The organism is Bradyrhizobium altum, assembly GCF_020889705.1.
GTDB classification, from domain to species: domain Bacteria; phylum Pseudomonadota; class Alphaproteobacteria; order Rhizobiales; family Xanthobacteraceae; genus Bradyrhizobium; species Bradyrhizobium altum.
In genome coordinates this window covers 1-16,471 of record NZ_JACMYP010000021.1, presented here as the reverse complement: position 1 = coordinate 16,471, position 16,471 = coordinate 1, and the positions used below count along the sequence as shown (strand labels likewise).

Annotated in this window: 11 protein-coding genes and 1 pseudogene; 4 read left to right on the top strand and 8 right to left on the bottom strand. The window is 58.0% G+C overall.

Annotated features, from left to right (window positions below; translation table 11 throughout):
• Window positions 1-459: 459 nt before the first annotated feature.
• The 5 genes from H8B02_RS08700 to H8B02_RS08680 form a co-directional block, all read right to left on the bottom strand.
• Window positions 460-720: a hypothetical protein gene (locus tag H8B02_RS08700; protein WP_229165822.1), complete on the bottom strand. Its 261-nt coding sequence runs from the start codon at window positions 718-720 to the stop codon at window positions 460-462.
• Window positions 721-950: 230 nt separating this feature from the next.
• A complete protein-coding gene (locus H8B02_RS08695; RefSeq protein WP_229165821.1) occupies window positions 951-1,763 on the bottom strand; it encodes a hypothetical protein in 813 nt (270 codons plus the stop codon).
• A gap of 1,465 nt (window positions 1,764-3,228) precedes the next feature.
• Window positions 3,229-4,431 carry a cytochrome P450 gene (locus tag H8B02_RS08690; protein ID WP_229165820.1) on the bottom strand — a complete coding sequence of 401 codons (1,203 nt, stop codon included), beginning with the start codon at window positions 4,429-4,431 and terminating at the stop codon, window positions 3,229-3,231.
• A gap of 111 nt (window positions 4,432-4,542) precedes the next feature.
• Window positions 4,543-5,535, bottom strand: coding sequence for a helix-turn-helix domain-containing protein (locus H8B02_RS08685; protein WP_229165819.1), 993 nt, complete (start codon window positions 5,533-5,535; stop codon window positions 4,543-4,545).
• Between the two features lie 399 nt (window positions 5,536-5,934).
• On the bottom strand, window positions 5,935-6,933 hold the full coding sequence (locus H8B02_RS08680; protein ID WP_229165818.1) for a chromate resistance protein ChrB domain-containing protein: 999 nt from the start codon (window positions 6,931-6,933) through the stop codon (window positions 5,935-5,937).
• Between the two features lie 131 nt (window positions 6,934-7,064).
• On the opposite strand from H8B02_RS08680, the gene H8B02_RS08675 reads away from it, so the two are divergent.
• Together H8B02_RS08675 and H8B02_RS08670 are read left to right on the top strand one after the other, a co-directional pair.
• A complete protein-coding gene (locus H8B02_RS08675) occupies window positions 7,065-7,844 on the top strand; it encodes a DUF3050 domain-containing protein (protein ID WP_229165817.1) in 780 nt (259 codons plus the stop codon).
• A 280-nt stretch (window positions 7,845-8,124) separates the two neighbouring features.
• Complete coding sequence (locus H8B02_RS08670; RefSeq protein ID WP_229165816.1) at window positions 8,125-8,721, top strand: Fe-Mn family superoxide dismutase; 597 nt, start codon at window positions 8,125-8,127, stop codon at window positions 8,719-8,721.
• Window positions 8,722-9,662: 941 nt separating this feature from the next.
• Here the strand turns inward: H8B02_RS08670 and H8B02_RS08665 are convergent.
• Entirely contained in the window at window positions 9,663-11,246 is a 1,584-nt protein-coding gene (locus H8B02_RS08665; protein ID WP_376711624.1) for a GAF domain-containing sensor histidine kinase, read from the bottom strand.
• Window positions 11,247-11,733: 487 nt separating this feature from the next.
• Here H8B02_RS08665 and H8B02_RS08655 point away from each other — a divergent pair, with 487 nt between their 5' ends.
• The gene (locus H8B02_RS08655; RefSeq protein ID WP_229165815.1) at window positions 11,734-12,999 is read left to right on the top strand and encodes an MFS transporter; all 1,266 of its coding nucleotides are present in this window, start codon (window positions 11,734-11,736) and stop codon (window positions 12,997-12,999) included.
• 134 nt (window positions 13,000-13,133) lie between these two features.
• Complete coding sequence (locus tag H8B02_RS08650) at window positions 13,134-14,606, top strand: carboxylesterase/lipase family protein (protein WP_229165814.1); 1,473 nt, start codon at window positions 13,134-13,136, stop codon at window positions 14,604-14,606.
• On the opposite strand, the gene H8B02_RS08645 is transcribed toward H8B02_RS08650, so the two are convergent.
• Both H8B02_RS08645 and H8B02_RS08640 read right to left on the bottom strand, forming a co-directional pair.
• The gene (locus tag H8B02_RS08645; protein ID WP_229165813.1) at window positions 14,594-15,670 is read right to left on the bottom strand and encodes a LysR substrate-binding domain-containing protein; all 1,077 of its coding nucleotides are present in this window, start codon (window positions 15,668-15,670) and stop codon (window positions 14,594-14,596) included. The genes H8B02_RS08650 and H8B02_RS08645 overlap by 13 nt on opposite strands.
• 580 nt (window positions 15,671-16,250) lie before the next feature.
• Window positions 16,251-16,471, bottom strand: a pseudogene (locus H8B02_RS08640) (transposase domain-containing protein); the annotation flags it as partial.

The following is a 16,471-nucleotide window of genomic DNA, read 5'->3' as shown; positions in this document are numbered from 1 at the left end:
ATGCGCCGCCAAAGCGGTCCGGCCTTCGATATCGGTGAACACGAATGACAAGATCAACCGTGTGACCGAATTGAATATAGTGCGGTGGGCGCTGTCCGAAATCAGAAGCCAGGTGAAAAAACGGACAAAAGCCGCACGTTTACGGCCAGCCGCAGAGTGTCAGCATATCCGGCGTTGAGCGGCTGGCATCGGTTTGATCCAAGGATGAAAAGCAGAGAGCATTCCCAAGGCTGCGACTCTCTGACAGATACCTCCAGGAGCGATATCGTGCACGCCTTTGAGATCCCGATCATATTGCATCACCCAGTCGACCCCCGCGACCTCGCAATACTTTTGCATCGCGATGCGAGCCCTGCCGAGCAGACGTTGTCAGCCCCCGTTCCCCGCTAATTCGACCTCTTAGAGGGAGACTCGAATTCCTTGAAGTCATTTTCCGGAACGATCAATACGGGCGGTTCGTCATACCCTTTTCGGCTGCTGTAGGAGCGCCATCAACCCAAATCCGACGGCCAGAGAGACGATGACTCCACCCGCCATCGCCACATAACCCGAGATCGGGACGTCGACACCGTCTGCGAGCTTCCAGCCGACATAGACAACGACACCGGTGGCCAACGCGGCCGCTACCAGCACAATCAGGATAATCCATGAGCCCACGCCCAGCCGGGCCGATATTACGGGTTCGATCGCGGTGCGGTCCTTGCTTCCAATGTTACTCATCCAGATCCTCCCGGCATTTGCCGCGCTCACTGGTTCCAATCCAGCCTCAAGCTCGTGCTGCATCACCTGTCATACGTTTCCATCAGAGCCGCCAACGTCACGGTCCGGCCGGCCCTAACGCTACAATGTCCGCCCACTTCTTTCTGAGCCATTCAACGTTGGGACGATATCGCTCATATGGATGTATGAGTGATTGGCGCTCCGTGTATCAGTGAATGCCGTGCCGTCAGTCAGCCAAGGGCACCGCTCGCCCTCGACGCTTCAAGCGCCATACGTTTGTCGCTCATGGCATCCGCGCACGAGCGTCGCTGCGGCAGCAATGCACGCCCGGGCCGAACGTCACCCTCGCCGATCGCTCGCAGAGCCTTCGTTTTCGACGCCTCCAGTAGATCCGTCGTTCCGAATCCCTGATCGAACCGGGCGAAGACCGTTCTCAATTTCGAGATTGCATTGGCTTGCCGCCCCCTCGATGCCTGCAAGCGGTAAAGGCTCAGCGTGGTTCGCGATTCCCACGACAAGGCGCCTTGCTTGCGCGCCCAGTCGAGCGATTCAACAAGGCAGCGCTCCGCGGCCTCCAACGCCTTCGCCCCGCCCTGCGCCATCAGCAGCTCGGCCTTGATGCGAAGCAATTCGCACACGCACCAGCGCTCTTCATCGCGAGCCGAAAGCGACAGGGCCTGATCGATCACGACCAACCCCTGCGGGATGCGCTTCGCCCGGCGCAACCCATCCGCCTGTTCCCCGATCACCCAGGCATAGCGCAGCGAGAAGCGGTTCGGGGGAATTCTGGCCAGCGTCCTTTCGACCAACGCCAGGCCTTCCGTGGCGGATCCCGATTTGATCAGATGAATCCCTTTGAAGCAGGTCGCCCAGACGTGCCAGATGGTGAGGCCGTTTCGTCCCGATCGATCCAGCAGCATGTCGATAAAGCGCGCCGCCGCCGGCAGATCGTCCGACATCAGCGTGAACGGGTATGCCTGTGCCTGTCGTAAATCAAATCCGAACATATTGGTGGTGCAGCCCGCCCAGGACCGGGCGGCCAAGAATGGTCCCGGCCAGTTTGACAGCGCGCGACTACGCGAGGGGGATCCACCATCCGTCAACGGTCGCTCACAGCCACTTCGCCTGATGCACGTCGATTTTTCCGAAACGCCGCTCCATTTATCCGCTCCAACAGAAGTTATTTTTCGATGCAGAGGGGCGGTTGGTTCGGCTGGACTATGACGCGCTGGAACTCGGAGGACGACCGGTATCGCAATTTGTAAGTGCTTACCAGAATTTCTCCGGCTACATCATTCCAACGTTACGGCGTCTGAGGCCCGTCGAGCCCGAGACTGGTCCAGTGAAGCCGCCGGTGCTCGATATCGAAATCTTCGACCTTAGTTGCCGGTCCGAGTGATTTGTCGTGCGCCTTCGACTCCATGCGTAGGCACGCCTCGAAGTCGGCCGACCTTGACGGTCGGGGAGCCGATGCGGGGTACACCGCGGTGGCCACAAACCTCCCCCGGGCCTTAAGGCGAATCCAATTTTGCGGGTTTTTCGGGGTGATCGAGAAAAGGGGAAGGGAACCCCACTATCTCCGCCAGAGTGACCTTGGCACCGCCATCGAACTAAGCGACTATCGAAGGAGGCCAATCAGCGTCCGCGACTCTGCGATCTCCTCCTTGGTGAGCTTGCACGGAATGTGCTAAAGGTTGTCGCTCCGGCGCGACCCAAGAGTGCCACACAAAAACAAATCGCCGGACCGAAAAATACAATAGAATCAATGAAAATCAGGATTGCTACCTCAGTTCAATCCTGTCTGGCAGCGCCATTCCGCTCGTCCATCACACTGATAAGGTCTCTGCAATTTCCTTATCAGTGGCGAACTGGATAGGTTTTGCCTATTACCTTATCAGTTGGCGAACCGACTCCTTTTGTGACTCAAAGCTTTTCAGTCCGCCAGTTGAAGCCAACCGTTCTTGACCGAATGCCGAGACCTGAAACGCCGGCAAGTCAATCTATCACGGGCTTATTGACGCCAAGAGGCCTCGCAGCCATTGCCGTCGTGCGCGCGTTGGGCCCCTAGCCGGCACGCGATGCCGGTCTAACCACCTAATGGCAGCGTGGTGGAACGTTGAATATCTCGACCACGTAACGGATATTCCGGAGCTGGAACGACCGGTCAGTTTGTAACTTGCATCAGCGATGGTCCCGGCTTCCACGGCGGCGAGATGCGCCTTGGTAACCTTGGCCGGACCGTCGATGCGACGATAAGCACACCGGGCGAGGACGACGAAGCTGTTCTGCCGTGGTACGGTCGAGAGACGCGCCGAGCCGTCGGGCGCCCCCCGTACAACCGGTACAATCGTTTACGCAGACATATCCATGTTGGTACTTCCTCTTGGCAGCTGCCCAGCTCGGGTGTCGGGAACCGCTGTTTCGCGACGATTACAGGATGAGGGAACGTGGTTACGTCTGTCAGTTGCGTCGTTGTGAAATGGCTTCGCGCGGCTGCGGACTGCCCGCTTATTCGACGGTGACAATCAATTTGCTGAAGCCGCGCAGGATGTTGTTGAGCACGCGCTCTTCGGCCTCGACGTGGAAGCGTTTTACCTTTTGCGCAAGCGCCATGAAGAGGGACCGCATTTCCAATTTGGCGAGGTTCACGCCAAGGCATCCATGCGGCCCGGCGCCGAACGCCATGTGACGTCCGGCATTGCTGCGCCGGATGTCAAAGCGATCGGGATCCGGGAACTGTCGTGGATCGCGATTGGCGGCGCCATAGAAGACGATCGCGCGCGAACCTTCCGGCAGCAAGAAGCCGTCCAGGTCATAGTCACGCGCCACGTAGCGCGAGAAACCCTGGACCGGCGCCTCCATCCGCAGGATCTCGTCGATGGCTGCGGGGATCAGCGAAGGATCATTGCGCACGAGATCCCACTGATCGGGGTGCTTGGCAAACAACCACACGCCGCTGGAGATGCCGAAGATCGTGGTGTCGAGACTGGGCCCCATATAGTCGATCATCATCACCGGCACCGCCTCGGACGGCACCTCACCGGCGGCGGCGGCATGATGGATCGCTTCGGCCCAGCTTCCGGGCTTCAGCTTGCCCGGAACGGCTTGGGTCTCGGCATAGTGCATCATTTCGGAGAGCACCGGCATCGCGCTGCGTGCACGCTCGTTCATGGGGCCGAAGCAGTTGAACATGCCTATGCTCCACTCCATCATCCGCTCGCGCCCTTCCTCCGGCAGACCGATCGCGCTGGAGACGATCGTCACCGGCAGATGGGTTGCAAGCTCTCCGGTTGCGCAAAACCGACCTTTGGCGCACAGTCGGTTGACGACCGCTTCGGCCTCGCGTTCGACCTCCTCCTTGAGCGATTTGAGCGCGGCCGGCGTAACCGGCCGCATTACGACGCGGCGCAATCGGCTGTGGGCGTCGCCGTCGCTGCACAGCGTGTTCCCGCGCAGCAGCTGGTTCATATCATCATTCATGCCGAACGATGACGGGAATGCCTCCCAGTCCCGGAGAGCTTTCACGACGGCATCGTAACCCGTCAGGGCAAACATCCCGTATTTTTCCAGCCAGACGACCGGCCCGATCTCTCTCAGCTCGCGGTACAGCGGCCAGGGATTCAGCAGGGCTTCATCCGCATAAGGATCCAGTATCGAGGTCGGCGCCCTTGGCGTCGCATTTGTCAGCAGTGTTGTCGATGTTCCTAGCATCATGGCCTCCTCTGCGACCGCACTCGGATCGATTGGAGAGGAGATTAGATCGCCGGAGGTCAGACGTCGCGAGCCGAAGACGCACTTTCGGTGGTACGGAAATGTCCTCGGCTAGGCGTAATCTCCCGCATGTGCCGCGGGTGAGTGGCCGAATCGATGGCGAAATTTCCGGGCGAAATTCGTATAGTTGCGAAAACCGCACGCGTACGCGACTTCGCTGACAGGCTGGCCTGTGCTCAGCAACTTGCGCCGATGCAGAAGGCGCGCGGCATGATCCAAACGAAGCGCATACATGAACTCGCTGCAGGTCGAATTGCGCTGGCTAAATAACTTCTGCAAGTAACGCAGCGAAATCCCCGCCTCGATCGCCACCTCGCATGGGCCAAAATCCGGATCGGCAAAGCGATCCTTGATGATATTGCAGATTCGAGTGAACAGCTTGTCGTTGTAAATCGAGGCGGTCGCTCGATCCGACGGAACAAACAGTGCTCCGAGGAGATCATACAGCGCAAGCTGCATGTACTTTTCGGCCGGGGCAGATATTGAACGCTTGTCTTCGGCACTTTCCAGAATGAGCTGGTAGAGCGCGCGCCCTGCACGCGTTCCGGCGCGATCGCCAAAGCCGACCTTCGGTTCAACGCCTAGGTGACTTATCAGGCGCCTGCGCGGCAACTGAAGAGATAACCACTGTTCGTGACCATCATTGAGGTACGTTACGGGACGCGCAGAATCGAGGAGCGTGACATCGCCCGGGACCAATGTTGCAGCGTTTTCATTCTGAATGATCGTTGATCGTCCGGCGATTTGAAATACGGCATAGTAGTGGTCGACGCCGTCGAGGCGAACATCCCTTTGCGATCGTTCGCAACGGCGGACATTATTGCTGATATCCGATGCATTAAATCCGCAAATGCGCCGAGAGCGCACCCGACCGGCAAAGCCTTTGGGGTCATCGGGGGTGTACAGCCCCCAATTTGGACGCAGCATATCTCGCCACTCCTCGTAGTTTAATTCAGTTGTGCGGAGCAAGTCAGGATTCGGATGCATCATAATCTCCAACCATTGCGTCTCGTGCGAGTAAGGAAGATTCTCAAACCAGGTCATCACGGTCAAATCTCAGAAGCGTGTTCGGTTGTGATGTTAAGAACCCGCCAGGTGCGTCAGATTCATGGAGCCGCAAAAGCTTCAGCGGCGTGAACGGAGCGTTTCTCTATGACACCACTCGCCGCGCGCCTGACCTCTCGTCGGCTCCGCGCGAAACCGCGCGCAAGAGCGACTGCAGCAATGACTTCACTCGCTTGTTGTTTGTGCCGGTGAGCAACATAGTTCTGGACACTTCAGTCCAATATGTCCGGCGAGGCAGCCGAAACTTTAGCAAGTTCGATGAGTGTGCGGTAGCGCGCGGGTCGCTTGGGACCGCCGTCGGGGAATAAGTGCTCGGGCAACAAGGCGCTCGACGGACGGGCCGGCAACCGAAACTGAATCATCGAACGCTCCAGCAAGTCAGCTGCGCTTCTTGCTGAAGTATTCGTAGAGGTCGTCGAAGATCGCGCCGCCACGAGTGAGCCGTTCCTCGTCTTTCCGATGCGCCATCACGACGCCAGCGATCAGAGCCTTGATGCCGTCAGTTTCGCCCCGTCCGAACTTGGAGTCCTTCAGGTCGATGTCGTGGACGATTTCGGCGATCGCCTGGAGCGCTGGGTCGGTCAGGCCGGCGTGGCCGAGCAGCACCTCGAAGCTGCAGTGGTCACCCTGATGGGTGAATTCGGCCTCGAACATGTCGAAGCGTAGCTCGCCCAGGCTCGGCGTGTAGTCTTTGGCGGATACGAATTTAAACCGAGCCCCTGGGTCAATGAAGCGCCGGATCAGCCACGCGCAGGCGATGCGGTCGACATGCACCCCTTCGCGCGTTACCCATGTGCGGTCCTTCAAGCGTGCCAGGTCGGCCGTGCGATCCGCTGCGCCGCGTTGAGATGTCTCCGCCATGGTACCCTCCGTAAGCCTGGTCCCCAGGCCGATGAGCAGCCCGTCGACCGTTTCGCGACCATTCGCGCCGAAGAAGTCGATCGCGACAACCTGCGCCATCCTGGCCCTCATGCGCGTCAATTGCGTTCTCGCCCCAACCTGACCTTTGGCGTTGGGGTCCCCACGCAGAGTCTCGGCCAGAGCGTTTGCCTCTTTGGCGATCGCCTCGTAGTCCTCGTCGCGAGCGGCTGTGAACAGTGTCCGGACCTCCTGGTCCGATACGCCGTCGATCAACTGCGCCGCGCAAATCATCGCTTCGCCGCCGCCCTCGATGATCTCCTTGAGCACCCATTCGAAATCCTCCTGGGTCTGTTCGTTTGCTGGCAGAGCGTAAACCGCGTTCTTGACCGCGACTGCCCCAAGCGATTGGAGCCGCCGCCAGATCTTGACTCGCAGATACGCTGGCTTGGCCGGAAGTTGATGGATCAGCAGGAGCCACCGATCCTCCGTCACCGTCTCGACGGTTGCATCACTCATACTAACATCTGTATCACGCACGGCTGATTGGTGAAACACTTGTATCATTGAATGAAGGGGGATAGTTCGCGGAAGCCGGGCTCATCCTTCAATCCAGAGCCAAGGTCAAACGTACCAAAAAGAGGTCAAACATGCCGAAACAGGTTCGTGACCACCTAGCCACCCTCCGCTCGGAGCTGCTGGACCATCCCATCTACGCGGAGGTCGCTACCGTCGACGATCTGAAGCGATTTATGGAAGACCATGTCTTCGCCGTCTGGGATTTCATGTCACTGCTGAAGCGGCTGCAGCACGACCTGACATGCACAAAGGTGCCGTGGTTCCCGGCGGACAATGCGCGGGCGGCGCGCCTGATCAACGACATCGTGATTGGCGAAGAGACAGATGTCGATCCGGACGGGTCGTATGTCAGTCACCTCGACCTCTATCTCCGCGCCATGGAGGAGGTTGGCGCCAGCACGCGGCAATTCGAAACGTTTCGCTCGCTGGTGCGAGCCGGGACATCGATCGAAGCGGGTTTGGTGCGGACCGGCGTTCCGCCTCACGTCCGGTCCTTTGTCGGGCATACGTTGACACTGGCCCAATCGGGGTCGACGGAAGAGGTCCTGGCGGCATTTTTCTACGGCCGCGAGGACATCATTCCGGAGATGTTCAGCAGGCTTCAGAAGACGGTCCTTGGCGCGAAGCACGACAAGGATCGCTTGCGTCATTTCATCTACTACGTCGAGCGGCACATCGAGCTCGATGGCGACAGCCATGGTCCGATGGGGAGAGAACTGCTCGAAGGCCGGGTTGCGGACTCGCCACAAAGGAACGAATGGGCTCTGCGCGCCGCGTGCAACAGCATTCAGGCCCGGATCGAACTTTGGAATGGCACATTGAGCGTGCTTCGCGAGATGCGCGCGGCGTAAAGGCCAAGCCTGAAACGTAAGCCGCCGGACGACAGATTTGCGGAGTCCGGATTTCGAGACGAGCGAACTAACAGCCAAGGAAGCAAACCCGCCGCCTTCCTGCGGATGGCGGCGGCCTCAACCGATTAACTCAGGGTGTTCAACAAGTGGGGAGTCCGATGACAATGAATACCGAGCGGCGGAAATTCATCGCAGGCATGGCGCGGCCGCAGCATCAACGGCTGTATTCGCAGACGGCCGAGCGCATGCTCAAGGCAATCAACAGACTGGAGCCAAGGCATTGTCTTACCAAGCCAAACCGATGCCATTTGATCCAAAATCCATCAGTGGCATCTCGGAAAAGGTGCTCGTCAGCCATTACGAAAACAACTACGTCGGCGCGGTGAAGCGCCTTAACGCGATTGGTACGCAGTTGGCTGAACTTGACTTCGCCAATGCCGCCAATTTCGTGATCAACGGATTGAAGCGCGAGGAACTGATCGCCTCAAATTCCATGATCCTGCACGAAATCTATTTCGACGGGCTCGGCGGCGGCACAAAACCAAATAGCGCGTTGGCAGAAGCCATCGCGCGTGATTTTGGCAGCTTGGAGCACTGGCGTGCCCAGTTCGCAGCGATGGGCAAGGCGGAAGGTGGCGGTTCAGGCTGGGTGATCCTTGCGTATTCTCCCCGCGACAAGCGCCTCGTTAACCAGTGGGCGGCCGACCATACGACAACCCTCACGGGCGGTCGTCCAGTTTTGGTGCTTGATATGTACGAGCGCGCCTATCACATGGACTACGGCGCCGCGGCAGCGCGTTACGTCGATGTCTATTTGGAAGCCATTCGCTGGGACAACGCCGCAAAATTATATGAGCAATATAGCCGAGAAGCCTAGGCGCGAGGTGGTGCGCGTCACAAGTCACACCCGAAAGTAACTTCCTTGTGCTTATCCGTCAGGCGAATCCGCCAAGCTACGGCTTGGCATCACTGAGGGCTGAATCGCTGGGTCGAACAGGCGCTGAAATCTCGGTACATTTTTTGTTCACGCTGCGTACAAGCCAGGGAGCACAGATCATGTCGGGCGAGCGATCCTTCAAGCGCTCGTGTGATGGTTGGTGCCTTCTCGCCCGCGCGTGCCCTGACCAGGAGGAGCTTGTAGCCAAGTTTGAAGCGGCGGGTGATTCGCAAATCCGAGACATCAAATCCACCGCAGAAGGTACGGCCGTCAGGGCGATCAAGAATGGCAAGGAAGTGTCCCTCGTCGTCGAGCCCAAATCTGCTCCATTGACGATGCCCGAGGCCCGATTCGGCTCCTTAATTGCAGTCTGGCCGCCCCGGGCAATGTTTACCTACCCAGCCTCTATACCATGAGCGGGGCCGGTCACAGCACACTGCCCTGTCTCGTCGACGGAAACAGGCATCATCCAAGCCGCCCGTTAGTCCTGGACTAACCGCAACACGAAAAGAGTATTTCCACTCCTGATACTTCGGAACTCGACAATCGGAGCTTCCGACGGGAGCAGGACATACACAGTCAATCGTCGCCGAGCCGTGATAGTCAAAAGTTTCTGCCAGCGCCGAGACTGTACCAAGCGAGATGTGGAATAAAAGAGTTACGAGGCACCCTCGGACCATGGTTCGCTGCCGTCCAAAATGCCTTCCCCTCCGCAGGCTCAACTCCCGGGCCGCGCCTCGGGGAATGTGATCCGGCGCGGGGTCCGGGCGCCGATCGGCGCCCTAAATCCTTGATCGATTTGATATCTATGGGGTCAATGTTGGGCGCTGATTCACAGCTAGTATCCGCTCCTCGTGCAAATTCAACGGGAGTGTCTCATTTCAATCAAAAGGCAGGCAAAATTGAAAGACAGCGCCTCGAGGTTTATTCGCGCTCGCCCATATCCGTCCCCCGTGCGCTTCGACGATCGATCGGCAAATTGATAATCCCATGCCCATGCCACTAGACTTGGTCGTGTAGAATGCATCGAAGAGGTGCTCAAGACTCCCTGGCTCCATTCCCGGACCCGAATCTTGGAGACTGACGAGCAGGCCATTTGAGGCGTCTATTCCAGTGCTGATCAGCAACTCACGTGGCCCTTCGCCGACACAGCTCATCGCTTCGACGGCATTGATGATCAAGTTGAGGACCACTTGTTGCAGCTGGACCCGATCTACGTGAACGACCGGCAAGCCTTCGGCGAGTTGCGTCGCTATCGAGACGCCATTCTTCACCGCTTCGTCCCGGGTCAGAGCGATGACTTCAAGCACTGCTTCGTTGATCTTCGTCTTCTCCCTTCGCGGAGGCGCCTTCTTGCAAAGTGCTCGGATTCGGTTGATCACGGCGCCGGCCCGCTCGCCGTCATTGAGGATTGATAGGAGCGTCTGCCGGACTTGCTCCAAGTCCGGCGGTTGGGCACCCAGCCAATTCAACCCGGCCTTTGCATTAGCCTGTGTGGCAGCCATCGGCTGGCTGATTTCATGGACAATCGAGGCCGTCAGTTGCCCCATCGTGGCGACGCGATTGGCGTGCGCGAGCTCCACTACAGCCTCGTGGTAGCGTCGCTCGCTTTCACGGGCTTCGGCTTCCGCACGCTTTCGTTCAGTCAGATCAAGCACGAACGCGACGCCTTGGTCTCGCTGTTCATCGAACGCCGCCGAACCGATCAGCACTGGCACGCGGCTGCCGTCCTTGCGAAAGTACTCCTTCTCGAAGGGTTGGATAACGCCAGTCCTGTCTAATTCTTCCCGAGCACGTGCTGTGCGGTCGCGCCATTCCAGCGGTGTGAGGTCGATCCAGCGGACGGCGCCCGAGATGAGCTCTTCACGATCGTAACCCACCATACGAAGGAACGTATCATTGGCCTCCAGGAGTCGACCTCCGAGCTCCCAGATGAAAATCCCGATGATGTTCGCATCGACCAGACGCCGAATCTTCGTCTCTCGTTCCTCGAGCTGTCTGTGCTGCCTCGTTAGCGTTCGCAAATCCAGCTGCACTGCATCGCGTAGCTGGAGCAGCAGACCGAGGTATGGCTTGCTGTACTGGTTCGTTTTGCTGTCGAGAACGCAAATGGTTCCAAACTCCTCGCCGTCTGGCCAACTGATGGGTACGCCAAGGTAGGAAATCATCCCCAACTTGACATCGGGATTTGACTTCCACCGTTCGTCGCGATTGGCGTCCGGGACTAGCAGAGGTTGGCCGGTCTTCATCACGGTTTCACAGTAAAGCCCGGTGTCGAGAGGAGCGAGCTCGCCCGGTTCGTAGGGATTCGCTTGAGACCGGCTGGACACAAACACTTTGATGTTGGGCGGGTCAACTCGCATGATCAAAGCGGACGGCACGTGCATGATCTCGGCAAGCAGATCGACGATCTCTTGCCATTTGTGAATGATTTCAGACGGCACTCGGATCGAGTTGTGTAACAACGATTGACCTCATCGACCGGCCCGCTGCGGATGGCGCAGCCATCTACTTGCCATCGACGCGCCGATGCCGTCCGGGGCAAAAAGTCTCGCTTTCCATGCTTCACTTGACCCAGCGGGCGTCGTCCCAATCAGCCAGTATCGAGTGGAAGAGACGGCCAAATTGCTAGGCTCTGCCCGCAGGCAACAGCTGAGAGGCAACAGCTTTCTTCGTCCACCTGGTCGGCCAACGCGCGTTGGAACGAGGTTATCACAGCCGCGATCAGGATGTCCCGAGAGAAAAAGAGTGATGCCAGCCGGGGCAGATGGGCCCTGCGTAGCAGTGCTCGACATCGAGACTTCGGGGCTGAAAGCCGACCGCCTTCCTCAAACCAACCAATGCCGGCACAGGGCGTCTCAATTCCAGAACTGAGCGTCTCACTTCTGGAACTAGACACCGAATCTGGAAGCTTCTTGACTTGCCATAGCGAGATTTTGGGGGGAGGCCGAGGTGACGAACATAGCGGATCTAAATTCTGGGGCAGACGCCAACCCGCGAACCATGTCTTGGGTCGCGATCGTTCTTAGTTTCGTCGCGGTCCTCCTCGACGGGTTAGATACGAGTTCAATTGGCGTGGCGGCTCCGGCTATCGCTACTGACTTCAAAGTATCGCCAGCATCACTCACGGCTGCGTTCGCAACAACGAGTTTAGGAGCCGTTCTCGGATATCTGGCATCTGGATCGCTTGTCAGCCGCTGGCAAGCACGGCGGGTCTTGATCGCGAGCGTGGCCGCCTTTGGCGGCCTCTCGCTGGTAACTCCACTTGTGAGCTCTGTCGAGCAGCTTGCGGCGCTGCGGCTCGTCACGGCAATCGGGCTCGGCACAGCACTCCCGCCAGCCGTTGCTATTGCCACCACGCAGTGCCCGCGAAGGCTCAGGGAGGCGGTCGCTGTCATCGTCGCCACAGGGATGGCCGCCGGTGGAATTCTGGGTGGCATCCTTGGAGCAGTCCTCACTGCTCGATTTGGCTGGAAGTCTCTCTTCTATGTTGGAGGGGCGCTCCCGCTTGTTTTTTCAATTACTCTGTTGCTTTGGCTCCCTCGGCCAATCACCGAGCGTGATCAAACTCCCGCCAGCGAGCGTAAAGGATTCCGACGGTCCCTTCAGTTGATAAGAGATTTGCTTGCACCTGGCTTCGCAGTCAGAACGGTCAGCTTGTGGATCTTCTCGTTCCTCCTTTTTGCCGATGGGTATACGCTTGTATTTTGGCTTCCATCGCTTCTCCGCAAGCTGGGATTTTCACCCGAATTCTCCCAGCTTGGGGTAAGCCTATTCAGTGCCGGCGGATTTATTGCGAATATCGTCGTGGTACTTCTCGTGAGTCGATTCCCAATTACCCGCGTTCTTCTATTGGCAAACATGCTCGCCGTAGTCTCCGCGGCCGGGCTTGCGATGCACGACCTGGTTCCGCTAGGCATCTCGCTGTTGATTGTCGGGACAGGCGCGGGCTTGATCTCGTGCAGTGTTGGTCAGTCTGCCCTCGCCGTCTCGATCTATCCGGAGTCGCTTAGAGCGCAGGGAGTCGGGTTCTCAGCCGCCGCTGGCCGCATCGGATCAATAGTCGGGCCAGCGGTCGCCGGCTTGTTGGTTTCGATGGACCTTGACCCGAAGTCCATCCTGCTCACCATCACAATTCCCGCGTTTCTCTCTATCTTTGCGCTCCTGCCGCACCTCCAGCGAGACGAAATGCGACGACCCGTGCGCCGCCCACTTTGATCGATGAGGTAGGACCATTCCTTCTGGCATCAGTCAACATTTCGAAGTTGGAGCGCCCCTCAATTTCAGCGTCCGGTGCGCTTGATCCAACCGCCTGACGTTGAGCCTCAAGCTGCTTCGTTTGGAGATAAGAAATGGCCGGTGTGGATTTCATTGAGTTGGAAACGCCCTTTGGTCGTCTGCGCGGCGTGAGATCGGAAGGCGTAACGGCGTTTCGGAGAATACCGTACGCGGAGGCCCCGGTCGGCTCGCGGCGCTTCGAGATGCCAGGCGCGGCTCCGCGATGGCAAGGTGTCCGCGATGCGATCGTGCCCGGCCCAATTCCTCCCCAGAATCCATCGCGTCTCGATGCTGTTATGGGGATCTATGATGCAGAGCAAAGTGAAGACTGTCTCCATTTGGACATTTGGACCAGTCACACTGAACATGACCGCGCTCCCGTCCTGGTGTTCATTCACGGGGGCGCTTTCATGACTGGAGGAGGATCGTTGCCTTGCTACGACGGAAGCCTTCTTGCGAAAGAGAACGGTCTTGTTGTCGTCAACATCACCTATCGGCTAGGCATTCTCGGCTTCTTTCCTCACGCTGGCCTGGGAGGATTGAACCTTGGTCTTCACGACCAGATCGCTGCGCTCCGATGGATCGCGCAAGCGATCAGTGCGTTTGGCGGCGATCCACAGCGGGTTACAGTCATCGGGCAATCGGCAGGGGCCTTTAGCATCGCGATGCATTTTGGGACCGAGCACTGTCCTAAACTCTTCAAACGGGCAATCATGATGAGCACGCCCGTGGGCATCAAAATGCGAACAGTTGAGCAGGCTCGACCAATAGTGAACGCGATCCTCGATGTTCTCGATGTCAGCCCAAACGAAGTCGGCAAACTGCGAACAATGCCGCTTGATCGGATCTTTGAGGGGTTACGAGCCTTGCAAAAGCGCGCCTCAGCGAAACCGGGAGATATCGCCCCGCCATTTATGCCGGTTCTAGATACTGCATTTTCTGGTTGCGATCCGATCGCATCCATCCAAATAGGTAGCGCGCGTTGGTGCGACATCATGATCGGGGTGACGCGAGAGGAGTATGCCGCGTTCTCTGTCGCGAATCCCGCGCTTAAAGAATTGTCCGATGATGCGCTAGAGACCCTGATTCGATCGGAAATTGGAGATGACGCGAGTTCAATGGTTCTCCAACTTCGTTCCACACGTGCATCTGCGTCGCCACGCGCGCTTCTAGGCGATTTCTACAGTGACAGGATCTTCACAAAGCAGAGTTTCGAGATCGCCAGTATACAGTCCCGGTTCGGACGAAAAGCGTTTTCGTACTCGTTCGATTGGCAGTCGCCGAATCCGGAACTGGGCGCTTGCCACTGCATCGATCTTCCTTTCCTGTTCGGCAATATCGATGTTTGGAAAGTCGCTCCGATGATCAGCGGAGCGGATCAGCAAGAAGTGCAAGACTTGAGCCGTCTCTTCAGAGGTTCAATTGCAGCCTTCGCAGCGACCGGAGATGCCAACGGTAACGGCCTGCCCAACTGGCCTGCCTACGCGGCGGATCAAGCGCTGGTCCACTTTGATCGCCATATCACAGTTTCGCGTTACGTTTCTTGATACGAAGATCGTCCGACGAGCGCGCGAATAGGATTGTCGGAGCTTTGCTTGGGATCGTGACTTTTCGCGCACTTTACCAGGTCGGTATTTGCGATTTTTGGAAGCATGTCGGGCATGGGCTTCACGGTGGAGGTCGAGCTCAACTGTGGCCGGTCGCCGGACGAGCGCAGCTTTTCTTGAAGAAACTTGGCGAGGCCGGACAGAAACAACCTTCCGGCAACTGTTAAAGATCGACGCGAGGGATACAGCGCGTAAAGCGTCACCGGTGGAGGTGACCAATCTGAAAGAGGCATAACGAGCCTTCCACTCAGGAGGTCTGCCTCGCACATTGGAATTGGAAGTCGCGCCAAGCCTAACCCGCGTATGGCGGCTTGGCGAATGATGTTGAGATTGTTGGCGGCGAACTTTAGCGCAACGTTGATTTCAACTGTTGACGCGTCTAAATGGAGAAGCCGCCAACGGGAGATCGAGCCGTCCGCGCTCCAGCCGATCCCTGGGCAATCTTGGAGGTCTGCGGGTTTCGAGCATGGTCCGATGCGCCGGATAAGGTCGGGCGCAGCCACCAAACGGTAAGGCGTCTTCGTGAGCTTTTGGCATATCAACTCGGAGTCCGCGAGATCTTCTCGCGCGGGATGTATAACCAAGTCATAGTGGTCGTTCTTCGGATCAAACGTTCCCTTGGGATTGTCTAGGGTCATACGCACATCCGGGTAGGCTTCCGCAAACTGGATTGCGAAGTCCGTGACCAAATGCTCAGAAAGAACGGCAGGGCACGATAAGCGCAACAGCCCCGACGGGCGGTTGGTACGATCCTCCGCGAGAGCCCTGATGGCGACGAGTTCGTCTCTGATCTTTTGGCTCCTCTCGTAGATCGAGAGACCTATTTCAGTCGGAGAGAAGTATCGTGGGCCACGATGCACGAGATGAACACCGAGTTGACCTTCGAGATCGCCGATCCGACGACTCAGGCTGGACTTCGGGATGCCTGTCTTGCGGCTTGCCGCCGAGAGGCTGCCCGCCTCGATGATCTCTGCGAGAAGTGTTAGATCGTCGACTGTTCCCATGGGCCACCTTGTAGCGCCGCTCCAGATGTGAAACCCGGTTGGCTCTGCCGGACCAACTCACGTCAGGACACCCGGAACATCAGAGTGCGAGTATCCAAATGCCGAAACTCCTATAGCCTGTTGCACTCATCGTTCCGGCGAACTCGGCTGAATCGGCGGCGAATGCTGGAATATCAACAAACCACAGATCAATGTTCCATTTCTGGAACATCATGTACCGATTGACGTGCTTTGTTGCACTCTCGCCGCGGTATGGCCTCAGCCGTTTGAGCAAGACGGCTCAGGAAGACATCGTCCCAGATCGGCGGCGTCGAGTCTCCGACTGAACCATGCGGGACATTGAGGCCTGAGGTAATCGATTCGCTCCTGGACCAGGTATGACTTCCCAACAGATTGAGCAAACGGCGTTCAGAACGATATCTTGAATATCTACGCTTCCATGATCTGAGCGGAACGGTTGTCATTTGCCTGCTCGAATCGAAACCCGCATCGCCGCGATCACCGGTAAGCGCGATTTTCCCCGCACGTTGACGCCGGCGGTTTTGATGGATTGCCCTAGTATCGGGCGATACCGGGCCGTTCAGGCAGCGGCGGCTTTGTGGAAGTTGAAGGGCAGCAGGTCGGTCATATCGACCGGCGTCGCCGGCGCGCTGAGGCAATTCGGTGAGGACGTGGCGCAACCACGCCAACGGCTCGACACGTGAGGCGCGGCAGGTCAGCATCAGGCTGTAGACGACGGCACTGGCCTTGGCTCCGTCCACGGTATCGCTGAACAGCCAACTCTTCCTGCCAGTTGCAAAA